General features: G+C 71.9%; 15 protein-coding genes. 4 read left to right on the forward strand and 11 right to left on the reverse strand.

What is annotated here, in order from left to right; genetic code table 11:
• Positions 1–48: 48 nt before the first annotated feature.
• From ffh to JIW86_RS13740, 5 genes are all read right to left on the reverse strand, one after another.
• Positions 49–1623, reverse strand: a complete 1575-nt coding sequence (ffh, locus tag JIW86_RS13720; RefSeq protein ID WP_215150448.1) for a signal recognition particle protein — start codon at positions 1621–1623, stop codon at positions 49–51.
• Positions 1624–1781: 158 nt separating this feature from the next.
• Positions 1782–4208 carry a [protein-PII] uridylyltransferase gene (locus tag JIW86_RS13725; RefSeq protein WP_257553992.1) on the reverse strand — a complete coding sequence of 809 codons (2427 nt, stop codon included), beginning with the start codon at positions 4206–4208 and terminating at the stop codon, positions 1782–1784.
• A 17-nt stretch (positions 4209–4225) separates the two neighbouring features.
• Positions 4226–4564 (reverse strand): P-II family nitrogen regulator, encoded by a 339-nt coding sequence (locus tag JIW86_RS13730; RefSeq protein ID WP_215150452.1) that lies wholly within the window; start codon positions 4562–4564, stop codon positions 4226–4228.
• Positions 4561–5907 carry an ammonium transporter gene (locus JIW86_RS13735; protein WP_215150453.1) on the reverse strand — a complete coding sequence of 449 codons (1347 nt, stop codon included), beginning with the start codon at positions 5905–5907 and terminating at the stop codon, positions 4561–4563. The genes JIW86_RS13730 and JIW86_RS13735 overlap by 4 nt, the downstream gene beginning before the upstream one ends.
• A 318-nt stretch (positions 5908–6225) precedes the next feature.
• On the reverse strand, positions 6226–7725 hold the full coding sequence (locus JIW86_RS13740; RefSeq protein WP_416237561.1) for a hypothetical protein: 1500 nt from the start codon (positions 7723–7725) through the stop codon (positions 6226–6228).
• A gap of 373 nt (positions 7726–8098) precedes the next feature.
• On the opposite strand from JIW86_RS13740, the gene JIW86_RS13745 reads away from it, so the two are divergent.
• The gene (locus tag JIW86_RS13745; protein ID WP_257553994.1) at positions 8099–8767 is read left to right on the forward strand and encodes a bifunctional DNA primase/polymerase; all 669 of its coding nucleotides are present in this window, start codon (positions 8099–8101) and stop codon (positions 8765–8767) included.
• 71 nt (positions 8768–8838) lie between these two features.
• Here the strand turns inward: JIW86_RS13745 and ftsY are convergent, their stop codons facing one another.
• Positions 8839–10050 carry a signal recognition particle-docking protein FtsY gene (ftsY, locus tag JIW86_RS13750; RefSeq protein WP_257553995.1) on the reverse strand — a complete coding sequence of 404 codons (1212 nt, stop codon included), beginning with the start codon at positions 10048–10050 and terminating at the stop codon, positions 8839–8841.
• Positions 10051–10193: 143 nt separating this feature from the next.
• On the opposite strand from ftsY, the gene JIW86_RS13755 reads away from it, so the two are divergent.
• Together JIW86_RS13755 and JIW86_RS13760 are read left to right on the forward strand one after the other, a co-directional pair.
• Positions 10194–11633, forward strand: a complete 1440-nt coding sequence (locus JIW86_RS13755; protein WP_215149146.1) for a cytosine permease — start codon at positions 10194–10196, stop codon at positions 11631–11633.
• A gap of 63 nt (positions 11634–11696) precedes the next feature.
• A complete protein-coding gene (locus JIW86_RS13760) occupies positions 11697–12683 on the forward strand; it encodes an LLM class flavin-dependent oxidoreductase (protein ID WP_257553996.1) in 987 nt (328 codons plus the stop codon).
• A gap of 41 nt (positions 12684–12724) precedes the next feature.
• Here the strand turns inward: JIW86_RS13760 and JIW86_RS13765 are convergent, their stop codons facing one another.
• From JIW86_RS13765 to JIW86_RS13780, 4 genes are all read right to left on the reverse strand, one after another.
• Positions 12725–14155: a sugar porter family MFS transporter gene (locus JIW86_RS13765; RefSeq protein ID WP_257553997.1), complete on the reverse strand. Its 1431-nt coding sequence runs from the start codon at positions 14153–14155 to the stop codon at positions 12725–12727.
• A 219-nt stretch (positions 14156–14374) separates the two neighbouring features.
• Positions 14375–18172: an AAA family ATPase gene (locus JIW86_RS13770; RefSeq protein ID WP_257553998.1), complete on the reverse strand. Its 3798-nt coding sequence runs from the start codon at positions 18170–18172 to the stop codon at positions 14375–14377.
• Positions 18173–18372: 200 nt separating this feature from the next.
• On the reverse strand, positions 18373–18591 hold the full coding sequence (locus tag JIW86_RS13775) for a hypothetical protein (protein ID WP_069922122.1): 219 nt from the start codon (positions 18589–18591) through the stop codon (positions 18373–18375).
• 349 nt (positions 18592–18940) lie between these two features.
• Complete coding sequence (locus JIW86_RS13780; RefSeq protein ID WP_257553999.1) at positions 18941–19222, reverse strand: acylphosphatase; 282 nt, start codon at positions 19220–19222, stop codon at positions 18941–18943.
• A gap of 136 nt (positions 19223–19358) precedes the next feature.
• Here JIW86_RS13780 and JIW86_RS13785 point away from each other — a divergent pair, with 136 nt between their 5' ends.
• Entirely contained in the window at positions 19359–20261 is a 903-nt protein-coding gene (locus tag JIW86_RS13785) for a CAP domain-containing protein (protein ID WP_257554000.1), read from the forward strand.
• Between the two features lie 6 nt (positions 20262–20267).
• On the opposite strand, the gene JIW86_RS13790 is transcribed toward JIW86_RS13785, so the two are convergent.
• The gene (locus tag JIW86_RS13790; RefSeq protein ID WP_215150762.1) at positions 20268–20873 is read right to left on the reverse strand and encodes a flavodoxin family protein; all 606 of its coding nucleotides are present in this window, start codon (positions 20871–20873) and stop codon (positions 20268–20270) included.
• Positions 20874–20886 lie beyond the last annotated feature (13 nt).

A 20886-nucleotide genomic window follows, 5' to 3' on the forward strand; every position in this document is an offset into this window, starting at 1 on the left:
GGCCGTGTGACACAGCCGGGGCCCAGCGTTCGCGTACCCGCGTACGTACTACTTCATGAACTTCTTGAACTCGTCCGGAAGGTCGAAGTCCTCGCCCGGCTGAGCGCCGCCCGCCGGAAGGCCGAAGGGGTTGCCGCCGGCCGCGGGCTCGATCGCCTGCGGGCCCTGCTCGCGGCGGGCCGCTGCTGCGGCCTCCTCTTCCTTGCGCTTCATCGGGTTGCCGCTCTTGCGCTTGCCCTTGGCCTGCTTGACCTGCTTCTTCTGCCGGCCGGGGCCGCCGCCCATCCCGGGGATGCCGGGCATGCCCGGCATGCCGCCGCCCTGCGCCATGCGGGACATCATCTTGCGGGCGTCGAAGAACCGCTCCACGAGCGACTTGACCGCGCTGACCTCGGTGCCGGAGCCCTTGGCGATACGGGCACGGCGCGAGCCGTTGATGATCGTCGGGTCCTGGCGCTCGGCCGGGGTCATCGACTTGATGATCGCGGCGGTGCGGTCCACGTCGCGCTCGTCGATGTTGTTGATCTGGTCCTTGATCTGCCCCATGCCGGGGAGCATGCCGAGCAGCTTGGAGATGGAGCCCATCTTGCGGACCTGCTCCATCTGGGCCAGGAAGTCGTCGAGCGTGAACTCCTTGGGGCCCTTGGCGAGCTTGGCCGCCATCTTCTCGGCCTCGGCCTGCGAGAAGGTCTTCTCGGCCTGCTCGATGAGGGTGAGCATGTCACCCATGTCGAGGATCCGGCCGGCCATGCGGTCCGGGTGGAAGGCGTCGAACTCGTCGAGCTTCTCGCCGTTCGAGGCGAACATGATCTGCTTGCCGGTGACGTGCGCGATGGAGAGCGCGGCACCGCCCCGGGCGTCACCGTCGAGCTTGGAGAGCACGACGCCGTCGAAACCGACGCCGTCGCGGAAGGCCTCGGCGGTGTTGACCGCGTCCTGGCCGATCATGGCGTCGACGACGAAGAGGATCTCGTCGGGGCTGACGGCGTCGCGGATGTCCGCGGCCTGCTGCATCAGCTCGGCGTCGATGCCGAGGCGGCCGGCGGTGTCGACGATGACGATGTCGTGCTGCTTGGTGCGCGCGTACTCGATGGAGTCCTTCGCGACCTGGACCGGGTCGCCGACGCCGTTGCCGGGCTGCGGGCCGTAGAACGCGACGCCCGCGCGGTCGGCGACGACGCCCAGCTGGTTGACGGCGTTGGGGCGCTGGAGGTCGCACGCGACGAGGAGCGGGGTGTGGCCCTGCCCCTTGAGCCACAGGCCGAGCTTTCCGGCCAGGGTGGTCTTACCAGCACCCTGGAGGCCGGCCAGCATGATCACGGTGGGGGCGGTCTTGGCGAACCGCAGCCGCCGGGTCTCGCCGCCGAGGATCGTCACGAGCTCGTCGTTGACGATCTTGAGGACCTGCTGGCCGGGGTTCAGCGCCTTGCTGACCTCCTCGCCGCGGGCCCTTTCCTTGACGTTCGAGATGAAGGAACGGACGACGGGGAGGGCGACGTCGGCCTCGAGGAGGGCGATACGGATTTCCCGGGCCGCTGCGTCGATGTCAGCCTCGGACAGCCGGCCTTTGCCGCGCAGGCCCTTGAAGGTATTCGCCAAGCGGTCGGAGAGCGTATCGAACACGGTGGTCGCGATTCCTCGGGTCGGGGGCGTTGTGGTCGTCCCCCAGGGTATCGGGCCGCGCCACCTGCCCGGCCCTGCGGGCAGTTTTTCCCGGGGCTCCGCCCCGGACCCCACGCCTGAAGGGTCCGGGGGCGGAGCCCCGACAACGGTGCCGCAGGTTACGACAGGGCCGCCTGCACCGACCCTGCCAAGGCCGCGGCCTCCCGCGCGGGAAGCGGTTTGCCGTCGCCGTCGACCACGTACACGGTGTCCACCGCATTGGCACCCAGCGTCGAGACGTGCGCGCTGCGCACCCGCACCCCCGCCGATTCCAGCGCGCGGCCGACCCGGTGGAGCAGCCCCACCGCATCGGGGGCCCGCACCTCCAGGACCGTGGCCAGCGCGGAGACGTCCGCGACCACCGTGACCCGGGGCGGCGGCGGTAGCACCCCGCGCCTGCGCGGGTACGCCGCCTCGCGGTCCGCCAGCTTCGCCGGGACGTCCAGCGAGCCGTCCAGGGCGCGGATCAGGTCGGTGCGCAGCCGGGCGGCCTCCGGCAGCGCCCCGTACTCCGCCGCCACCCGCCAGCGCAGCACCAGCACCTCCCCCGCCAGGTCCGGGAGCTCCATGGAGCGCAGGTCGGCCGCCCGGACGGTGAGCCGGTGCAGGGCCAGCACCCCGGCCACCGCCGGGAGGACCCCCGGCTGGTCGGGGACGGCCACGACGAGTTCCACGCCGACCGCGTCCTCCTCCTGACGGGCGTGGAGGGCGAGCACCGGCTCCCCGGTGCGCACGGCCTCCACCGCCAGCCGTTCCTGCTCGGTCGTCGGGATCTCCGGCTGCGGCACGTCCTGCGGCGTACCCCGCAGCACGGCGGCGACGCGCGCGACGAGGTCGTCGACCAGCATTGCCCGCCAGCTGCTCCACGCCGCCGGCCCGGTGGCCAGGGCGTCCGCCTCGGTCAGGGCGTGCAGTATCTCCAGCGTGCCCACCGACCCCACGGCCTCGGCGACCGAGCGGACGGTCGCCGGGTCGTCCAGGTCGCGCCGGGTCGCGGTGTCGATCAGCAGCAGGTGGTGGCGTACGAGCGCCCCCAGCACGGCGACGTCCTGCGCGTCGAAGCCGACCCGGGCCGCGACGTCGCGGGCGATCGTCTCGCCCGCCACCGAGTGGTCCCCCGGCCAGCCCTTGCCGATGTCGTGCAGGAGGGCGGCCATCAGGAGCAGGTCGGGGCGGCCGACCCGGCGGGTGAGGGCCGAGGCGCGCACCGCCGTCTCGATCAGGTGCCGGTCCACCGTCCAGGTGTGGACGGGATTTCGCTGGGGGCGGCACCGTACCCGCTCCCAGTCGGGCAGCAGGCGCGTGATCAGGCCTTCCGCCTCCAGTGCCTCCCACACGGCCACCGTCGGCTCCCCCGCGCCCAGCAGCGTCAGCAGCTGTTCGCGGGCCTCCGCCGGCCACGGCACCGGCAGCGGTTTGCCCTGTGCCGCGAGCCTGCGCAGGGCGTGCAGCGATACGGGCAGCCCCGCCTGCGCGGCGGCCGCGGCGAGCCGCAGCGCGAGCACCGGATCGCGGTCGGGGCGCGCGGCCAGGGCCAGTACGGCCTCGCCGTCGGACTCCACTACCCCTTCGGCGAGCGGTGCCCGCGGGGCCGCCACGGGGCCCCGGGTGCCCAGCAGGCCGCGCAGCCGGGGCCGGGCCGCGCGCGCCCGCAGCACCCGCCCGACCTCCCGCCAGGTCACGTCACCGGCGTACGCGACGACCCGCGCGGCCTCGTACACCTCGCGGAGCAGCGCGTCCGCGTCGAGCAGCCCGAGCTGCGCCGCGACCTGGTCCTGTTCCTGGAGCGACAGCCGGTCGGTGGCCCGGCCTGTCACCAGGTGCAGGGCGTCCCGGGCGTCCAGGAGCCGCCGCCGGGCCTCGGCGAGGCCCTCGCGCGGGGCGTCGGCCAGCCAGGACGCCGCCACCGCCCGCAGCGCGGTGACGTCCCGGAGCCCGCCGCGGGCCTCCTTGAGGTCGGGTTCGAGCAGGAAGCGGAGCTCCCCGGCGCGCTCGGCCCGCTCCCGGCACAGGGAGTGCAGCTGCGGGAGCCGCTTGGCGGCCTGGTTGCGCCAGTCGGCCAGGACGGAGGTCCGCAGGCCCGCGAGGAGGCCGGCGTCACCGGCGACCGGCCGGGCGTCCAGCAGCCCCAGGTGCACCTTGAGGTCCTCGGCGGCCGTCTTGCGGGCCTCGGCGGGTGTCCGTACGGAGTGGTCGAGGGCGAGGCCCAGGTCCCACACCGGGTACCAGAGGCGGTCGGCCAGCGCGCTGAGCTGCCGCGGCTCCGCCTTGCCGTCGTGCAGCAGCACCAGGTCGAGGTCGCTGCGCGGGGAGAGCTCGCCCCGCCCGTAGCCGCCGACGGCCACCAGCGAGGCGCCGCGTACGCCGGTCTCCCGTACGGCGGTCGCGAACAGGGCGCTCAGCCATTCGTCGGTCAGCCCGGCCAGGGCGGAACGCCGCGAAGGCCCGGACCGCGACTCCTCCTGGAGGAGTCGCAGCCGGGCCGCGGCGTATCCGCTGGGTCCCGAGTCGGCCGTGTGGTCCGTGGTCTTCTCGACGCTCGTCACCCAGGAGCTCCCGTCACCTAGAGCGCGTCAGCGCCGCGCTCGCCGGTGCGGACCCGGACCACCGAGTCCACGGGGACGCTCCACACCTTGCCGTCGCCGATCTTTCCGGTGGCGGCGGCGCTCACGATGACCCGGATCACCTCTTCGGCGTCGGTGTCCTCGGTGAGCACCTCGATACGGATCTTCGGTACGAGGTCCACGGTGTACTCGGCGCCGCGGTAGACCTCGGTGTGGCCGCGCTGCCGGCCGTAGCCGCTGGCCTCGGTGACCGTGAGCCCCTGGACTCCGAAGGTCTGGAGGGCTTCCTTGATCTCGTCCAGCTTGTGCGGCTTGACGATCGCGGTGATCAGCTTCATGCGTCAACCTTCTTGCTCGCGGCGGCAGCGGTGGCGGGTACGGCGGTGCTCCGGGAGGAGGATCCGCCGCCTGCCCCGCTGAAGTCGTAGGCGGTCTCGGCGTGTTCGACCTGGTCGATGCCGGAGACCTCGTCGTCCTCGGTGACCCGCATCCCGATCGTCTTGTCGAGGAGGAAGGCGAGCAGCGCGGACGCCACGAGAGAGTAGGCCAGGACCGAGAAGACTCCGATGGCCTGCTTGCCGAGCTGCTCCAGGCCGCCGCCGTAGAAGAGGCCGGCGACGTCGGACTGGACCCCGCCGGTGGCGAAGAGGCCGACGAGCAGGGAGCCGGCGACACCGCCGACGAGGTGGACGCCGACCACGTCGAGGGAGTCGTCGTAGCCGAACTTGTACTTGAGGCCCACCGCCATGGCGCACAGCACACCGGCGATGGCGCCGACCGCGATCGCGCCGAGCGGGCTGACCGCACCGCCGGAGGGGGTGATGGCGACGAGGCCCGCGACCGCGCCGGAGGCGGCGCCGAGGGTCGTGAAGGAGCCGTGGCGCAGCTTCTCGTAGGCGAGCCAGGCGAGCATGGCGGCGGCCGTGGCGACCTGGGTGTTGACGAACATGACCGCGCCGACGCCGTCGTCGTTGCCGAGCCAGGAGCCCGCGTTGAAGCCGAACCAGCCGAACCACAGGAGACCGGCGCCCAGCATCACGAGAGGGAGGCTGTGCGGGCGCATCGGGTCCTTCTTGAACCCGACGCGCTTGCCGATGACCAGGATCACGCCGAGGGCGCCGGCGCCGGCGTTGATGTGGACGGCGGTGCCGCCCGCGAAGTCGATCACGCCGAGCTCGAAGAGCCAGCCGCCCGCGCCCCAGACCCAGTGGGCGACGGGGAAGTACACGACGGTGACCCACAGGGCGGTGAACAGGGCCCAGGCGCTGAACTTCACGCGGTCGGCCAGGGCGCCGCTGATCAGGGCGGGGGTGATCACGGCGAACATCAGCTGGAAGACGGCGAAGACGTAGACCGGGATGGTGTAGCCGTCCCACAGCTCGGTGATCCCGATGCCGCTCAGGCCCACGTAGTCGGAGTTCCAGCCGATGAGTGAGCCGGAGTCGGTGCCGAAGGCGAGGCTGAAGCCGTAGAGGACCCACAGGATCGTGACGATCCCGAGGCTGATGAAACTCATCATCAGCATGTTGAGGCTGCTCTTGACGCGGACCATGCCTCCGTAGAAGAAGGCGAGTCCCGGGGTCATCAGCATGACCAGGGCGGAGCAGATGAGCATGAACCCGGTGTTCGCGGCAGACAGCGTCGGGGCGTCTGCCGCGAGGGTCGTGATGGCTGATGCCATCGGCGTCTCCTCGTCGTCGGTACGTTCGCGTGCGGGCGATCGTGAAAACCTGAGCGGCGTTAAGGGGTCCGGCCGGGTGGGGGGCTGGCCTGGACTGGCCGGTTATTGGCCCTGAGATTCGCGCAGGCCGGTTTCCGGCGGCGCCGCTGGGTGTTTCGTGCCCGTGACGAAGAGGTCGGGCGTGTTACGCGTCCATGAACGGACGGCGGGCGGAAAACCGGCCGCGGCAGTACCCGGACGTCCTGGCTGGGGGAGCCTGATCGGGCTTCACGGGGTTGACTGCCGCGGCCGGGGCCTCGGGGACGACCGGGTCGGTCGTCAGACGGCCTCCGCGGCTTCGGGGAGCCGGGCGGCGAGGATGTCGGTGAGCCGGACCACGTCGGCGACGTCGCCGTACTCACGGGCCGCGGTGTCGACGGTCTTGCGCAGCCGGGTGTTCACCCGCTCGGACCGAACCTTTTGCGCCACGTCCAGGGCCCGGCCGACGAGGACGGTGGCCTGTTCGGGCTCGCGCTGGAGCAGGTGGACGGTGGCCATGCCGATGAGGTTGAGGGCGTAGGAGCGCTGGTGCTCCTCGTCCTTCTCGAAGAGTTCGACGGCCCGCTCCATGACGGGTTCGGCGAGGGAGGCGTACGTGGGGCTGCGCCCGGCGACGTAGGCGAGATCCCGGTACGAGTGGGAGTTCTCGCCGTTCAGCTCGGCCTCGGAGAAGAAGCGGATCCAGTCGGGTTCGGGCTCGCCCCCGAAGCCGACGTCGCCGAAGGTGTCCTCGGCCATCCGCACCGCCCGCTTGCAGCGGCTGGGCTGCCCCATGTTGGCGTAGGCGCGGGCCTCCATCGCATACAGCATGGCCTGGGTGCGCGGTCCGGCGCAGTCGCGGCTTCCGTACTGCGCGAGGTGGATGAGTTCCAGGGCGTCCTCGGGGCGGCCCAGGTGGATCATCTGGCGGCTCATGCTGGAGAGGATGTACGAGCCGAGCGGCTTGTCGCCGCCCTCCTTCGCGGCGTGCAGCGCGAGCACGAAGTACTTCTGCGCGGTGGGGTGCAGGCCGATGTCGTAGCTCATCCAGCCGGCCAGTTCGGCGAGTTCCGCGGCGACCTTGAAGAGCCGCTTCATGACGGGGGCCGGGTGGTTCTCCTGGAGCAGGTCGGTGACCTCGTGGAGCTGGCCCACCACGGCCTTGCGGCGCAGGCCGCCCCCGCACTGGGCGTCCCACTGGCGGAACATGACGGTGGTGGCGTCGAGGAGGTCGAGCTCGGGTTCGGAGAGCCGCGGCGGGCGGGGGCCGCCGATGGCGCCCGCCGGCCCCACCGCACGCGGTCCCGGGTCGGCGGCCGGGGCTGGCACGAGCCAGCGCTGCATGGGCTCGATGAGGGCGGGGCCGGCGGAGAGGGCGAGCGAGGTCCCGAGGAAGCCGCGGCGGGCCAGCATCAGGTCGCTGCGGGAGAACTCGCCGAGCAGTTCGACGGTCTGCGGACCGGCCCAGGGCAGGTCGACGCCGGAGACGGAGGGGGTCTGGTGGGCGGTGCGCAGGCCGAGCTGCTCGATGGCGACGACCGAGCCGAAGCGCTCCGAGAACAGCTCGGAGAGGATCCGCGGGACGGGCTCGCGGGGCTGTTCCCCGTCGAGCCAGCGGCGCACCCGGGAGGTGTCCGTGCTGATGTGGTGCGCGCCCATCTGGCGGGCCCGGCGGTTGACCTGGCGGGCCAGTTCGCCCTTCGACCAGCCGCTGCGGACGAACCACGACGTCAGCTGGACGTTCCGGTCGGCGGACTCCACAGACTCCTCGCCCGTTCCGCTTGCGCCGTTGCCGCTCACTGGAACGCCCCCATCCGTTCAGCCTCTTCCACACGAAACCCTGGCGGGAGCGGCAAGCGCCGCCACGGACCTTCACGGGTCCTTCACACATTGCCTCCGGCATACCCACGGACGGGCCTGCCTTGGGGGTTCGTGTACCGAAAGTAATCCTACGATCACCCCTCCGGCGAGGTCGATTCCAGAAACGCCACCATTCGCCACCCCTTTGAATGAACTCGCCACCGGCCAGGCGCGATTCACTTGACACCAAGGTGAAAGGCGATTGGTTGCTCGGAGTGCACTGAGGGCGCGCGCGGCGAGGAGTGCGCCGGGCAAGGAGTCCCGCCGACGTCGTAACCACCGGAGCGTCCGACCCGTTGGAGGGGGCATGGGCATGGGCTTCACGATCGGCGGCAGCCGTGGCACCAAGGAGTTCCGCTCCGGCGCCCGGCGCCGCGGCCGGACCTCGGAGTGCACGGCGGTGGCGGAGTACACCGGGCTGTGGGGCTGGGACGTGGTCCCCGGCGCCCGCGCCGCGGCGCCCGCCCGGGACTGCTCCTGCGGGGACACGCGGTGCACCGCCCCCGGGGCGCATCCGCTGGCCTTCGCCCCCACGGTCAAGGCCGGGGCCACCCTGGACGAGGTCACCGAGGCCTGGGGCGAGTACCCGGGCGCCGCGGTGCTGCTCCCCGTGGGCCGCTCCTTCGACGTCATCGAGGTCGAAGCGGAGGCCGGACGGCGCGCACTGGTCCGGCTGGAGCGGATGGGCCTGCCGCTCGGACCGGTCATCGAGACCGCGGACGGCAGGGCGCAGTTCTTCGTGGCGCCCGGCGCGGCGGCCGAACTGCCGCAGCTGCTGTACCGGATGGGCTGGGACGACGCCGACCTGGACCTGCGGGCCCTGGGTCACGGCTGCCACGTGACGGCCCCGCCCTCCGACCGGGCCGGGCTCGGCCAGGTCAGCTGGCTGCGGCCGCCCGCGCTCGACTCGGCCGGGGGGCCACCGCAGGCCCGGCTGCTGCTCGGCACCCTCGCCTACATCTGCCACCGCTTCCGCCGGTAGCCCCTCCCACAGACGGGTGCCCCCGCGTTCCGGCCGGAACGCGGGGGCACCCGTCTGTGTGCGTACGGCCCTCAGTCGCCGATCAGGGCGTCCACGAACGCCTCCGGCTCGAAGGGCGCCAGGTCGTCCGGGCCCTCTCCGAGGCCGACGAGCTTGACCGGGACGCCGAGCTCGCGCTGGACGGCGACGACGATGCCGCCCTTGGCGGTGCCGTCGAGCTTGGTCAGCACGATGCCGGTGATGTCCACGACCTCGGCGAAGACGCGGGCCTGGGTCAGGCCGTTCTGGCCGGTGGTGGCGTCCAGGACGAGCAGGATCTCGTCCAGCGGACCGTGCTTCTCCACGACGCGCTTGACCTTGCCGAGCTCGTCCATCAGGCCGGTCTTGGTGTGCAGGCGGCCCGCGGTGTCGATGAGCACCACGTCGGCGCCCTCGGCGATGCCCTCCTTGACGGCGTCGTAGGCGATCGAGGCCGGGTCGCCGCCCTCGGGGCCGCGTACCGTGCGGGCACCCACGCGGTCACCCCAGGTCTGGAGCTGGTCGGCGGCGGCCGCGCGGAAGGTGTCGGCCGCGCCGAGCACCACGCTGCGGCCGTCGGCCACGAGCACGCGCGCCAGCTTGCCGGTGGTGGTGGTCTTGCCGGTGCCGTTGACGCCGACGACCATGATCACGCCGGGGGTGTCCTCGCCGCTCTCCGTCTTCACGACGCGGTCGAAGTCGGTGCCGACCAGGGTCAGCAGCTCCTCCTTGAGGAGGGCGCGCAGGTCCGCCGGGGTGCGGGTGCCCAGCACCTTGACCCGCTCGCGGAGCCGGTCGACCAGCTCCTGGGTCGGGACGACACCGACGTCGGCGACGAGGAGGGTCTCCTCGATCTCCTCCCAGGTGTCCTCGTCGAGGTGCTCCCGGGAGAGCAGCGTGAGCAGCCCCTTGCCGAGGGAGTTCTGCGACCGGGCGAGACGGGCGCGCAGCCGGATCAGGCGGCCGGCGGTGGGCTCGGGCACCTCGATCGCGGGGGCGGGCGGAGCCTCCGGCTCGGCCTCCTCCGCGGGAGCGGGAGCCTCCGCCTCGGGGAGGGCGACCTCCTCGATGGTGCGGCGCGGCTCTTCGACCGTCGGTGCGGCGTCCTCCCCCACCTGGGGTTCGGCGGGCGGGGCAGTGATGGTCGGCGTGCTCGACGGCGCCGTGGGCGGCAGCTGCTTCTTCTTGCGGCTGCTGACCACGAGCCCGCTGATCGCGCCGACCGCGACCAGGGCGATGACTACAGCAAGGATGAGGATGTCCATAACCCACCCAGTATCGGCCACAGCCGCCCCGGAACCCGGACCTTGGAGGTTCCCGCCAGGCCGTAAGCCTCTATTTGTGGTCTTAGCGGCAAATCTACGATGATGGGCGACTCCCCTCCACGCCCTCCCCCACGGAGTACTGCATGCCTGCCGAAGAGACCGCGATCGAGACCCGCGGCCTGGAGCCCGTCCCGGACGGCGAGCGCGGCGGAAGGGTCCGCGAGCTCGTCCCCACCTGGGTCGCCGCCAACATCAGCGTGCTCCTGCTGACCATGGGCGCCGGACTGGTGATCTTCAACAAGCTCAACATCTGGCAGGTGCTGGTCGTCGCGGTCGCCGCGCCGATCGTCTCGTACGGGATCGTCGGGCTGATCTCGATCGCCGGCAAGCGCGGCGGCTCCCCGGGCATGGCGCTCTCGCGGGCCGTGTTCGGCCAGCGCGGCAACCTCTTCCCCGGCGCCCTGATATGGGTGGCCCGGTGGGGCTGGGAGACCATCAACGCGGTCAGCGGCGCCTACGCCGTCCTGACCGTGCTCGACCTGCTCTTCGGCATCAAGAGCAACACCCCGCTGATCGTCGTCACCCTGCTGTTCTTCGTGGGCTGCACCTTCGTCGTCTCGGGTCTCGGCATCAACGCGCTGCGCGTCTGCTCGAAGTGGTCGACGTACCTCTTCGGCGCGTTCAGCGTGCTGGTCCTGGGGTACCTGGTCTTCACCACCGACTGGTCCGCCGTCTTCGGCAAGCCTGCGGGCTCCACCGCGATGATGATCGCGGGCATCGGCACCATCGCCGCCGGCGGCATCAGCTGGGTGCCGTCCGGTCCCGACTTCACGCGCTACCTGCCCCGTACGGCCTCCTCCAAGGGCATGGTCGGCGCGACGATCGGCGGCGCCGGCGTGGTCGTGCTCCCGATGGTGCTGATGGGCGCGGTCATGGCCGTCGGCACCCCGGACCTGGCCACCGCCCAGGACCCGGTCTCCTTCATCGGCGAGCTGCTGCCGATCTGGATCGCCGTCCCGTACCTGCTCATCGCGCTCGTCGGGATGCTGCTCATCAACTCGATGTCCATGTACTCGGCCGGCTTCACCGCGCAGACCCTGGGCATCAAGGTCCCGCGCGCCTGGGCGGTCAGCGTCAACGCCGTCATCAGCCTGGTCTTCGGCTTCCTGCTGATGGTCGTGGCGACCAGCTTCTTCGGCTCCTTCATCTCCTTCCTGACCCTGCTGGCCGTGGCCTTCTCCGCGTGGATCGGCGTCTTCGGCGTGGACATGCTGCGCCGCAAGACCTACGACGGCCCCGCGCTGCTGGACACCACGCGGACCAGCGCGTACTGGTACCGGGGCGGCTTCGCCTGGCAGGCGATGACCTCGTGGGCCCTCGCCCTGGTCGTAGGCCTGCTGTTCACCAAGGTGGACTGGTTCAGCGGGCCGCTCGCCGGCACCTGGATCGGGGAGAACGGCCTCGGCTGGGCGGCCGGCATCCTGACCTCGGGCGTGCTGTACGCGGTACTGCCGCGCACGGCGGTCCCGGACGCGCCCGCTCCGGCCGAGGAGCACGAGCTCGCCGGATCCCTGTCCAACTGACGCCACGTCAGCTAACGTCCCCCTTCGCCCGCCCACCCACATCCGGCGAAGGGGGACTTCTCCATGCCCATCACCGTGGCCCGGTTCAATCTCGTCGACCCCAGCGGCACCCCCGAGTCCCTCTCCGCCCGCTACAAGGCGGCGCTGGAGATGGCGAGGTACGCGGACGACCGCGGGATCGACACCATCCAGACCGAGGAGCACCACGGCACCGGCAACAACTGGCTGCCCTCCCCCTTCGCCTTCGCGGGCGCCGTCTTCGGTGCCACCCGCCGGATCGCGGTCACCGTCTCGGCGATCATCGGCCCGCTGTACGACCCGCTGAAGGTGGCCGAGGACATCGCCGTGCTGGACCTGCTGAGCGGCGGGCGCCTGGTCACGGTGGCGGGCATCGGCTACCGGCCGGAGGAGTACGAGCAGCACGGCGTGGAGTGGGGGCGGCGCGGCCGGCTCCAGGACGAGCTGCTGGAGACCCTGCTGAAGGCGTGGACCGGCGAGCCCTTCGAGTTCCGCGGCCGCACCGTACGGGTCACCCCGCGGCCGTTCACCCAACCGCACCCGATGCTCCTGGTCGGCGGGAGTTCGCAGGCGGCGGCGCGGCGCGCGGCCCGGCTGGGGCTGCCGTTCTTCCCCAGCGCGCACCTGCCGGAGCTGGAGGCGTACTACCGGGCGAAGCTCGCGGAGTACGGCACGGAGGGCTTCTGCATGATGCCCGCGGCCGAGACCCCGCTGCTGCACATCGCGGAGGACCCCGACCGGGTCTGGGCCGAGCACGGCGAGCGCTTCCTGCACGAGGCGGGCATGTACGCGTCCTGGCAGTCCAAGGACATCCGCAGCGCCGTACGGTCGGCCGCGCGCTCGGTGTCCGAACTGCGCGCGGAGGGCGTGTACCGGATCCTCACGCCGGACGAGGCGCTCGCGTACGCCCGGGGCGCGGGCGAGGCGGGGAACCTGGTGCTGCACCCGCTGTGCGGCGGGATGCCCCTGGACGAGGGCTGGCGCAGCCTGCACCTGCTGTGCGAACAGGTACTGCCCCGGCTCAAGGACTGAGCCGGGGCAGTATCGAGGAGAAGGGGTGTTGGCGGGGGTGGTTACCCCATCTCCTCCAGCGCCTTGCCCTTGGTCTCCGGCACCCACTTGAGGATGAAGGGGATCGAGAGCAGGGCGAAGACGGTGTAGATCACGTACGCGCCGGACAGGTTCCAGTCCGACAGGGTCGGGAACGACACGGTGATGACCCAGTTGGCGATCCACTGGGCCGAGGCGGCGACGCCGAGGGCCGCGGCCCGGATGCGGTTCGGGAACATCTCGCCGAGCAGCACCCAGACCACCACGCCCCAGGACAGGGCGAAGAAGAGCACGAAGGAGTGCGCGGCGATCAGCGCGATCGTGCCCTGGGTGTCGGGCATCGTGATGTTGTCGCCGCTGCCCTCCTTGTAGGAGAACGCCCACGCGCAGAGGCCCAGGGAGACCGCCATGCCCGCCGAGCCGATGAGGGCGAGCGGCTTGCGGCCGATCCGGTCGACGAGGACCATCGCGATCACCGTGCCGATGATGTTGATGATCGACGTGGTGAAGGAGTAGAAGAACGAGCTGCTCGGGTCGATGCCCACGGACTGCCACAGCGAGGAGCTGTAGTAGAAGATCACGTTGATGCCGACGAGCTGCTGGAAGACGGAGAGGCCGATGCCGATCCAGACGATGGGCAGGAAGCCGAAGCGGCCGCCCAGCAGGTCCTTGAAGGTGGACTTGTGCTCGGAGTGCATCGCCTGCTCGATCTCGGCGGCGCGTGCGTCGATGTCGATCTTCGAGCCCTCGACCTCGCGCAGCACCTCCTTGGCCTGCTCGGTGCGGCCGACGGAGATCAGGTAGCGGGGGGACTCCGGGATGACGAAGGACATCAGGCCGTAGACCACGGCCGGGATGACCATGATGCCGAGCATCCACTGCCAGGCCTCCAGGCCGGCGATCTCGCCGCGCTGGTCGCCGTCGGCGAGGTTCAGGAGGCCCCAGTTGACCAGCTGGGAGACGGCGATGCCGATGACGATGGCGGCCTGCTGGAAGGAGGCGAGCCGGCCGCGGTAGGCGGCCGGGGACACCTCGGCGATGTAGGCGGGGCCGATGACGGAGGCCATGCCGATGCCGAAGCCGCCGATGACGCGCCACATCGCCAGGTCCCACAGGGCGAACGGGAGGGCCGAGCCGATGGCGCTCGCGGTGAAGAGGACGGCGGCGATCTGCATGCAGCGGATGCGGCCGATCCGGTCGGCGATGCGGCCGGCGGTGGCGGCGCCGAGGGCGCAGCCGATCAGCGCGGCGGCGATCACCTGGGCGAGCGCCGCGGATCCGACCTCGAACCGTTCACGGATGGCGACGACGGCGCCGTTGATGACGGAGCTGTCGTAGCCGAAGAGGAAGCCGCCCATGGCCGCGGCCGCGGCGATGAAGATGACGTGCCCGAGATGGTCGGGGCGGGCCGCCCGGCCACCGCCTGACGCGGGTGCGTTCGCTGTGCTGGTCAAGATGCGCTCCTGGGCCCGGCGTCGACGGCGGGCGGTGTGGGGGTGTGCGTCTGTGCGCGTGTTCCTCCAGTGGCGCACAGCAAACTGCTCACCACCACCTGAACGTCGAACACGGCAAGGCAGAGCTTATGACTTCACTTTCTGAAGTCAATAGGGGGTGAAGAACCCGCTGCGCGCGAGTGAAGAGAGCCACAGTGTTCACTTCCTGAAGTGAACTGGTCAGCGCAGCCGCTGGCTGATGACCTTGGAGACCCCGTCGCCCTGCATCGAGACGCCATAGAGCGCGTCGGCGACCTCCATCGTCCGCTTCTGGTGCGTGATGACGATCAGCTGGGAGCTCTCCTGGAGCTCCTCCATGATCCGGATCAGCCGCTGCAGGTTGGTGTCGTCGAGCGCGGCCTCGACCTCGTCCATCACGTAGAACGGGCTGGGCCGCGCCTTGAAGATGGACACCAGCAGGGCCACGGCGGTCAGCGAGCGCTCGCCGCCCGAGAGCAGCGACAGCCGCTTGACCTTCTTGCCCGGCGGGCGCGCCTCGACGTCGACTCCCGTGGTCAGCATGTTGTCGGGGTCGGTGAGGATCAGCCGGCCCTCGCCGCCGGGGAACAGCCTCGAGAAGACCCCCTCGAACTCCCGAGCCGTGTCCCGGTACGCCTCGGTGAAGACCTGCTCGACGCGCTCGTCGACCTCCTTCACCACTTGAAGGAGATCGGCGCGGGTCTTGCGCAGGTCCTCCAACTGCTCGCTGAGGAACTGGTGGCGCTCCTCCAGCGCCGCGAACTCCTCCAGCGCGAGCGGGTTGACCTTGCCGAGCTGCTGGTAGGCGCGCTCGGCCGCCTTGAGCCGCTTCTCCTGCTGGGCGCGGACGAAGGGGCCGGGAAGGTTCCGGGGGTGCTCCGGGTCCGCGGGCAGCTCCTCGCCCTCGGCCGGCAGGGACGGCGGCACCGGCTGATCGGGGCCGTACTCGGCGACGAGCCCGGCGGCCTCCATACCGAACTCCTCCAGCGCCTTGGCCTCCACCGCTTCGATGCGCAGCCGCTTCTCGGCGCCGAGCACCTCCCCGCGGTGCACCGAGTCGGTGAGCTTGTCGAGTTCGCCCTTCAGGTCCCGGCCGCTGTTCCTGGCCTCGGCGAGTTCCCGCTCGCGCAGGCCCTTGGCGTACTCGGCCCCGGCGCGCTCCCCGTCGGCCCGGCCCAGCGAGACCTCCACGTGCGCGAGCAGCTGGCGGGCCCCGTCGGCCACCGCCCGGGCGACCTCCGCCTCGTGCCGCAGCCGTGCCCGGCGGCGCTCCGCGCGGGTGCGGGCCTCCCGTTCGGCGCGGGCCGCCCGGTCGAGTGAATCCGCCCTTCCGGCCAGTCCCTTGACCCGCTCCTCGTGGGTCCTGAGCTGCAGCCGGGCCTCCATCTCGGTCTGGCGGGCGTTGGCCCCGTCGGCGGCGAGCCGGTCCCGCCGGGAGGTGTCCGGCTCCTCCTCCGCCGGCATCTCCTCGGCCGTCGCCAGCTGCCCGGCGCACTCCTCCACGTCCAGCAGCGCCTGCTCCAGCGCGTCCTGGGCCTTGGCCGCCGCGGTGACGCTGCGCTCGGCCTCGCCCGCGGCTCCCTTCGCCTGCCCGGCGAGGCGGCCGAGCTGCTGGGCGACCCCGGCACGGGCCCGCTCCCCGGCCCGGCGGCGTTCCGCGAGCTCCTCGACCAGGGCCGCCGCGTCCTGCCGCCGCGCCTGGGCGGCCGCCTGGGCTCCGGTCAGCTCCCGGCACTGCCCGTCGAGCCGGGCCAGCTCGGCCGCGGCCTCGTCGACCGCCGCCTGCACCTCGATCAGGCTGGGCGCCCCGGCGGAGCCGCCGTGCGCGAGGTGTGCCCCGAGGACGTCGCCCTCGACGGTCACCGCCACCGCGCCGGGCCGCTCCGCGACGAGGGCCTCGGCCTCGTCGAGCGTCCCGACCACGAAGTGGTCCCGCAGCACCCACGCCACGGCCCGCCGCACCTCGGCATCGCCCTGAACGAACTCGGCGGCGGCTTCGCTGCCGGGGCTTTGGCTGATCCCGTCCGCCTGGCGCGGGCTGGATTGCCCGCAGGGCGATTCCAGCCTCGCCTGGGGGCCCCTCCCAGCGGTACCTGGGGGAGCTTGAGGCGCGGGTCCGGGCAGAGCCCCGTTTCGGGAAGGGGCGGGGTGGGGGAAGGCCCCTTCACCGGCACCGGCCTGCCCGGGGAGCAGGCTGCCCGCAGCCGCGCCCACCGGGCCCGGGGCCTGCCCCGGAACCGCAGCCCCGGCCCCGGCGGCCGAGGCCTGGCCCGGGAGGGCCGGCGCCGCCGGGGCGATCAGGAGGGTGGCGCGCCCCGCGTCCGCGTCGCGGAGGTGGCGGATCGCCGCGGCCGCGGCGGCCGGGGACGACACCGCCAAAGCGTCCGCCGCCGAGCCCAGCGCGGCGGCCACGGCGACCTCGTACCCCGGGGTCACCGACAGCCGCTCCGCCGCCGGTCCCAGCAGCCCGGCCAGCCGCTCCCGCGCCGCGAGCAGCGCTCCCGTACCGTCCTTGCGCCGCAGCCCCAGCGCCAGCGCGTCCCGCCGCGCCGACACCGCCGCCCGCGAGCGCTCCGCCGCCGTCACCGCGTCCCGGGCCGCCGCCAGTTCGGCGTCCGCCTCGGTCAGCCCGGCCCGCGCCGCCTCGTACTCGCCCTCCACCGAAGAGTCGTCGAGGCCGCCGACCTCCTCCGCCAGGGCCTCGTACTCCTCCTGCGCGGCCACCGCCCGGGCCTCGGCCTCGTCGCGCGCCGCGACGAGCCGGTCGATCTCGGCCTGCGCGGCACCGGCCCGGGAGCGGGCGGCGCCGAGCCGGCCCGTCAGCCGGGCCAACGCCTCGCGCCGGTCCGCGATGGCCCGCGCGGCGTCCCGCAGCCGCCGCTCCTCCTCGGCCAGCGCCCGCTCCAGCTCCGCCCGGTGCGCCGCCGTGTCCTCCAGCGCGTGGGAGGCCGCCTCCAGAGCCGCCGTCAGTTCCGCCTCCTGCTCGCGGATCCGCGCGGCCTCCTTCTCCATGTCCTCGGGATCGCGCCCCCGCCGCTCCTCCTCCGCCGGAGCCGTCGCGCTCTTGACCCGCGCGTCCGCCAGCGACGCGGTTCCCCGGACCCGCTCGGCGAGCTGCGAGAGCTCGTACCAGGTCTGCTGCGCCCGCTGGAGCCGCGGCGCGAGCTCCCGTACGGCCTCCTCCAGCTCGGCCTCGCGCCGCAGCGCCTCCGCCAGCCGGGCCTCGGCGGCCTCCTTGCGTTCCTTCAGCGCCGCCTCGTCCGCGACCTCCGCGTCGAGCGCGCGGCGCAGGGTGACCAGGTCGTCGGCGAGCAGCCGCAGCCGCGCGTCGCGCAGGTCCGCCTGGATGACGGCCGCCCGGCGGGCCACCGCGGCCTGCCGGCCCAGGGGCTTCAGCTGGCGCCGCAGCTCTTCGTTGAGGTCCTGCACGCGCGCGAGGTTCACCTGCATCGCGTCCAGCTTCCGCAGCGCCTTCTCCTTGCGCTTGCGGTGCTTCAGTACGCCGGCCGCCTCCTCGATGAAGGCGCGGCGCCCCATGGGATCGGCGTGCAGGACGGAGTCCAGCTGGCCCTGTCCGACGATGACGTGCATCTCGCGGCCGATGCCGGAGTCGGAGAGCAGCTCCTGGATGTCGAGCAGGCGGCAGGTGTCACCGTTGATCTGGTACTCGCTGCTGCCTCCGCGGAACATGATCCGGGTGATGGTGACTTCGGCGTAGTCGATGGGCAGCGCGCCGTCGGAGTTGTCGATCGTCAGCGAGACCTCGGCGCGGCCGAGCGGCGGACGTCCGGTGGTCCCGGCGAAGATGACGTCTTCCATCTTCCCGCCGCGCAGGGATTTGGCCCCTTGTTCGCCCATGACCCAGGACAGCGCGTCCACCACGTTGGACTTGCCGGAGCCGTTCGGACCCACGACACAGGTGATGCCGGGTTCGAAGCGCAGGGTGGTCGCGGAAGCAAAGGATTTGAAGCCGCGCAGGGTCAGGGACTTGAGGTGCACGCCGCCGGACTCTACCTTTCGCGTTCGGTTTCGCCCATGAAGGTCAGGGCAAACCTGACGTCAAAGGAATCAGTCCCTCCACTTGGCCTCATGCCGCGGGGCGCGGTGTCCAAAGAAAGGCGGTGTCCAAAGAAAGAAGGGACGCCGGAGCGTCCCTTGCAGATCATGCGGGGCTGGAGTCGAGCGACGATGAGAGCGGATCAGGTGAGCGCAGGCTCCGCCTGGGGTACGTCGATCTCGATGCTGTCGAGCAGCGAGTCTCCGTCGTGCTGAGCGGCGGCCGCGTTCAGCGCGTCATTTTCGGACTGAATCCGTACGAGCTCGGACTCGAGGTCCTGGACGCGCTGCTGAAGCCGTCGCATCTCGGCGAGGAGTCGCGGATCGGAACCGCCGACGTAACCGAGAAGCGCCTTTGCCATGATGGATGGTCCTCCACACTGAGTGACCGACCGAAGCGGTGTGGGTCGTGAGGGAATCGCACCCGCGGATGTCCGACAGCGACTGTCAGTCACTGCACTTACTACTGCCAACACTGCCAAACAGCTCAGGTGCGCGGGGCTTCCAGCGTCTCACCAAAAAGTTTGACGGTCAACACGATCACGCCCCGTATCGGCGGGCAGCCCGGGCCCCGCAAGGGGCGTGGAGATCATCCTCATCTCCGAGCCTTCCACGGATCGTCCGCGTCGGCAACGCGTCGAAGGAGAATGCGCAGATCCGACCGTGTGCGGACGGCCTCGGGGTGTGATCAGTACATGATCAGCAGAAAGGTCACCGGATCGCGAAGCCGTCGTAGCCACCGCGCGGTGTGCCCCAGATCTCTGTCACCCCGTCCACCCGGCCGGGCGTGTCGGCCGAGCGCAGCCAGTCGAGCAGCCGGTGGCAATTCTCACGTTGACCTTCCGCCACCACCTGCACTCGCCCGTCGTCGAGATTGAGCGCGAAACCGACGACTCCGCCGATCTCCAGGGCGTTCTCCCTGGTGAACCAGCGGAAGCCGACTCCCTGCACACGGCCGCGCACCCAGGCGATCAGGCGGACATCTTCATTCATGCGTGAACGCTAACCGGGCAAACACTTTCGGGACACATCGCCCCCTTGCCCCATGGCGTACAGTCGCGCACCAATGAACTCACCCATTTGGGCGAGTAAGGGACGATCTTGATCTGGTAAGGAAGGCACGACGCCGATGGGACGCCACGGACTTCACGCCGCACCGCGCCGCGGCGGCAAACGCGGCACCGCCCTGCGCACCGGCCTGCTGGGCGTCTCGGTTGCCGTGGCGCTCGGTACGGCCGCCGTCACCACCGGCATGGTGCCGGTCGGCGACTCCTTCCCCTACGTAGGGGTCGCCGGTTCGGCCTCCGACTCCACCGAGGCCCACGCGAAGGCCTCGGCGAGCCCCGACGGCAGCGCCGTGGACCAGCAGGGCGGCCTCGCCAACCTGTCCGGCCGCGTCCCCACCGGCTCGGGCTCCCCCTCGGCCGGCCCGTCGGCCTCCCCTTCCCCCTCCGCCTCACCGAGCCCGTCCGCATCGGCCTCCGCGTCGCCTTCGGCACCGGCGTCGGCATCGGCTTCGGCCTCGCCGAGCGCCTCACCCTCTGCCGCGCCGTCCACCGCGCGTTCCGGCAAGGCCCCGGCGAAGCCCGCCCCCGTGCCCCCGAAGCCGTCCGCCAAGGCGCCGACGACCCCGCCCCCGCCGGCCCTCGACGGGCACTCCGCCGAGGAGGCCGCCGTGGTCACCCTGGTGAACCAGGAGCGCGCGCAGGCCGGGTGCGGTCCGGTCCGGGCGAACCCGCCGCTCGCGACGCTGGCGGGCGCCTTCAGCAAGGACATGGCCACCCGCGGCTTCTTCGGCCACACCGACCCCGACGGCAACAGCCCGTGGGACCGCGCCACCAAGGCCGGGATCTCGGGCCTCGGCGGCGAGAACATCGCCCGCGGCCAGGGCGACGCCGAGGCCGTGATGAAGGCCTGGATGAACAGCCCGGGCCACAAGGCGAACATCCTCAACTGCGAGTTCCGCACCCTGGGCGTCGGCGCCCACTTCGCCGCCGGCGGCCCCTGGTGGACCCAGGACTTCGGCTTCTAGCGAGCCTTAGAGCGCGGCCAGGGCCGCGCGGCCCGCGACGACGACGCGGGTGTGCTCGGCGACGCGCCGGCCCAGGTGCTCGGCGGTCGCAATGTCGGCCTTGTGGACCGCGTCCGCACCCTCGTCGGAGTTGGTCTGCGCGGCGGCGCCGGCGAAGACGCCGAGGCGGTTGAGGTCGTTCTCCGAGGCGGTGCTGGAGTTCCAGCCCGGCTTCAGGCCCAGGTTGACCCAGCTCATGCCGTGCTGCGCTGCCAGGATCTGGAAGAACTGCAGGGTGTGCAGCTTGTCGCCGCTCTTGGAGGCCGAGTTGGTGAAACCGGCCGCCACCTTGTCCTGCCAGGCGTCGCCGAACCAGCGCTTCGAGGTGGCCTCGGCGAAGACGTGGAAGGCACCGGACGCCGTGCCCATGTAGGTCGGCGAGCCGAAGACGATCGCGTCGGAGGCGTCGAGCAGCTCCCACTGCGCGTCGTCGATCTCGTCGACCTTGATGAAGTGGACGGTCGCGCCGGCCTCGGCGGCGCCGTTGCGGACCGCCTCGGCGATGACCGCGGTGTGGCCGTAGCCGGAGTGGTAGGCGATCGAGACGACGGGGGTGTGCGTGGTACCGGACACGGGGAACTCTCCT

Origin of the sequence: Streptomyces sp. NBC_00162 (assembly GCF_024611995.1) — a bacterium.
Taxonomy (GTDB): domain Bacteria; phylum Actinomycetota; class Actinomycetes; order Streptomycetales; family Streptomycetaceae; genus Streptomyces.

Excerpts from the sequence above, each read along its gene's own strand:
- JIW86_RS13760 (WP_257553996.1), top strand. The coding sequence starts at position 11,697 with ATGCCCATCACCGTGGCCCGGTTCAATCTCGTCGACCCCAGCGGCACC.
- JIW86_RS13775 (WP_069922122.1), bottom strand. The coding sequence starts at position 18,591 with ATGGCAAAGGCGCTTCTCGGTTACGTCGGCGGTTCCGATCCGCGACTC.
- JIW86_RS13735 (WP_215150453.1), bottom strand. The coding sequence starts at position 5,907 with ATGGCATCAGCCATCACGACCCTCGCGGCAGACGCCCCGACGCTGTCT.
- JIW86_RS13780 (WP_257553999.1), bottom strand. The coding sequence starts at position 19,222 with ATGAATGAAGATGTCCGCCTGATCGCCTGGGTGCGCGGCCGTGTGCAG.
- JIW86_RS13745 (WP_257553994.1), top strand. The coding sequence starts at position 8,099 with ATGGGCTTCACGATCGGCGGCAGCCGTGGCACCAAGGAGTTCCGCTCC.
- JIW86_RS13730 (WP_215150452.1), bottom strand. The coding sequence starts at position 4,564 with ATGAAGCTGATCACCGCGATCGTCAAGCCGCACAAGCTGGACGAGATC.
- JIW86_RS13755 (WP_215149146.1), top strand. The coding sequence starts at position 10,194 with ATGCCTGCCGAAGAGACCGCGATCGAGACCCGCGGCCTGGAGCCCGTC.
- ftsY (WP_257553995.1), bottom strand. The coding sequence starts at position 10,050 with ATGGACATCCTCATCCTTGCTGTAGTCATCGCCCTGGTCGCGGTCGGC.
- JIW86_RS13785 (WP_257554000.1), top strand. The coding sequence starts at position 19,359 with ATGGGACGCCACGGACTTCACGCCGCACCGCGCCGCGGCGGCAAACGC.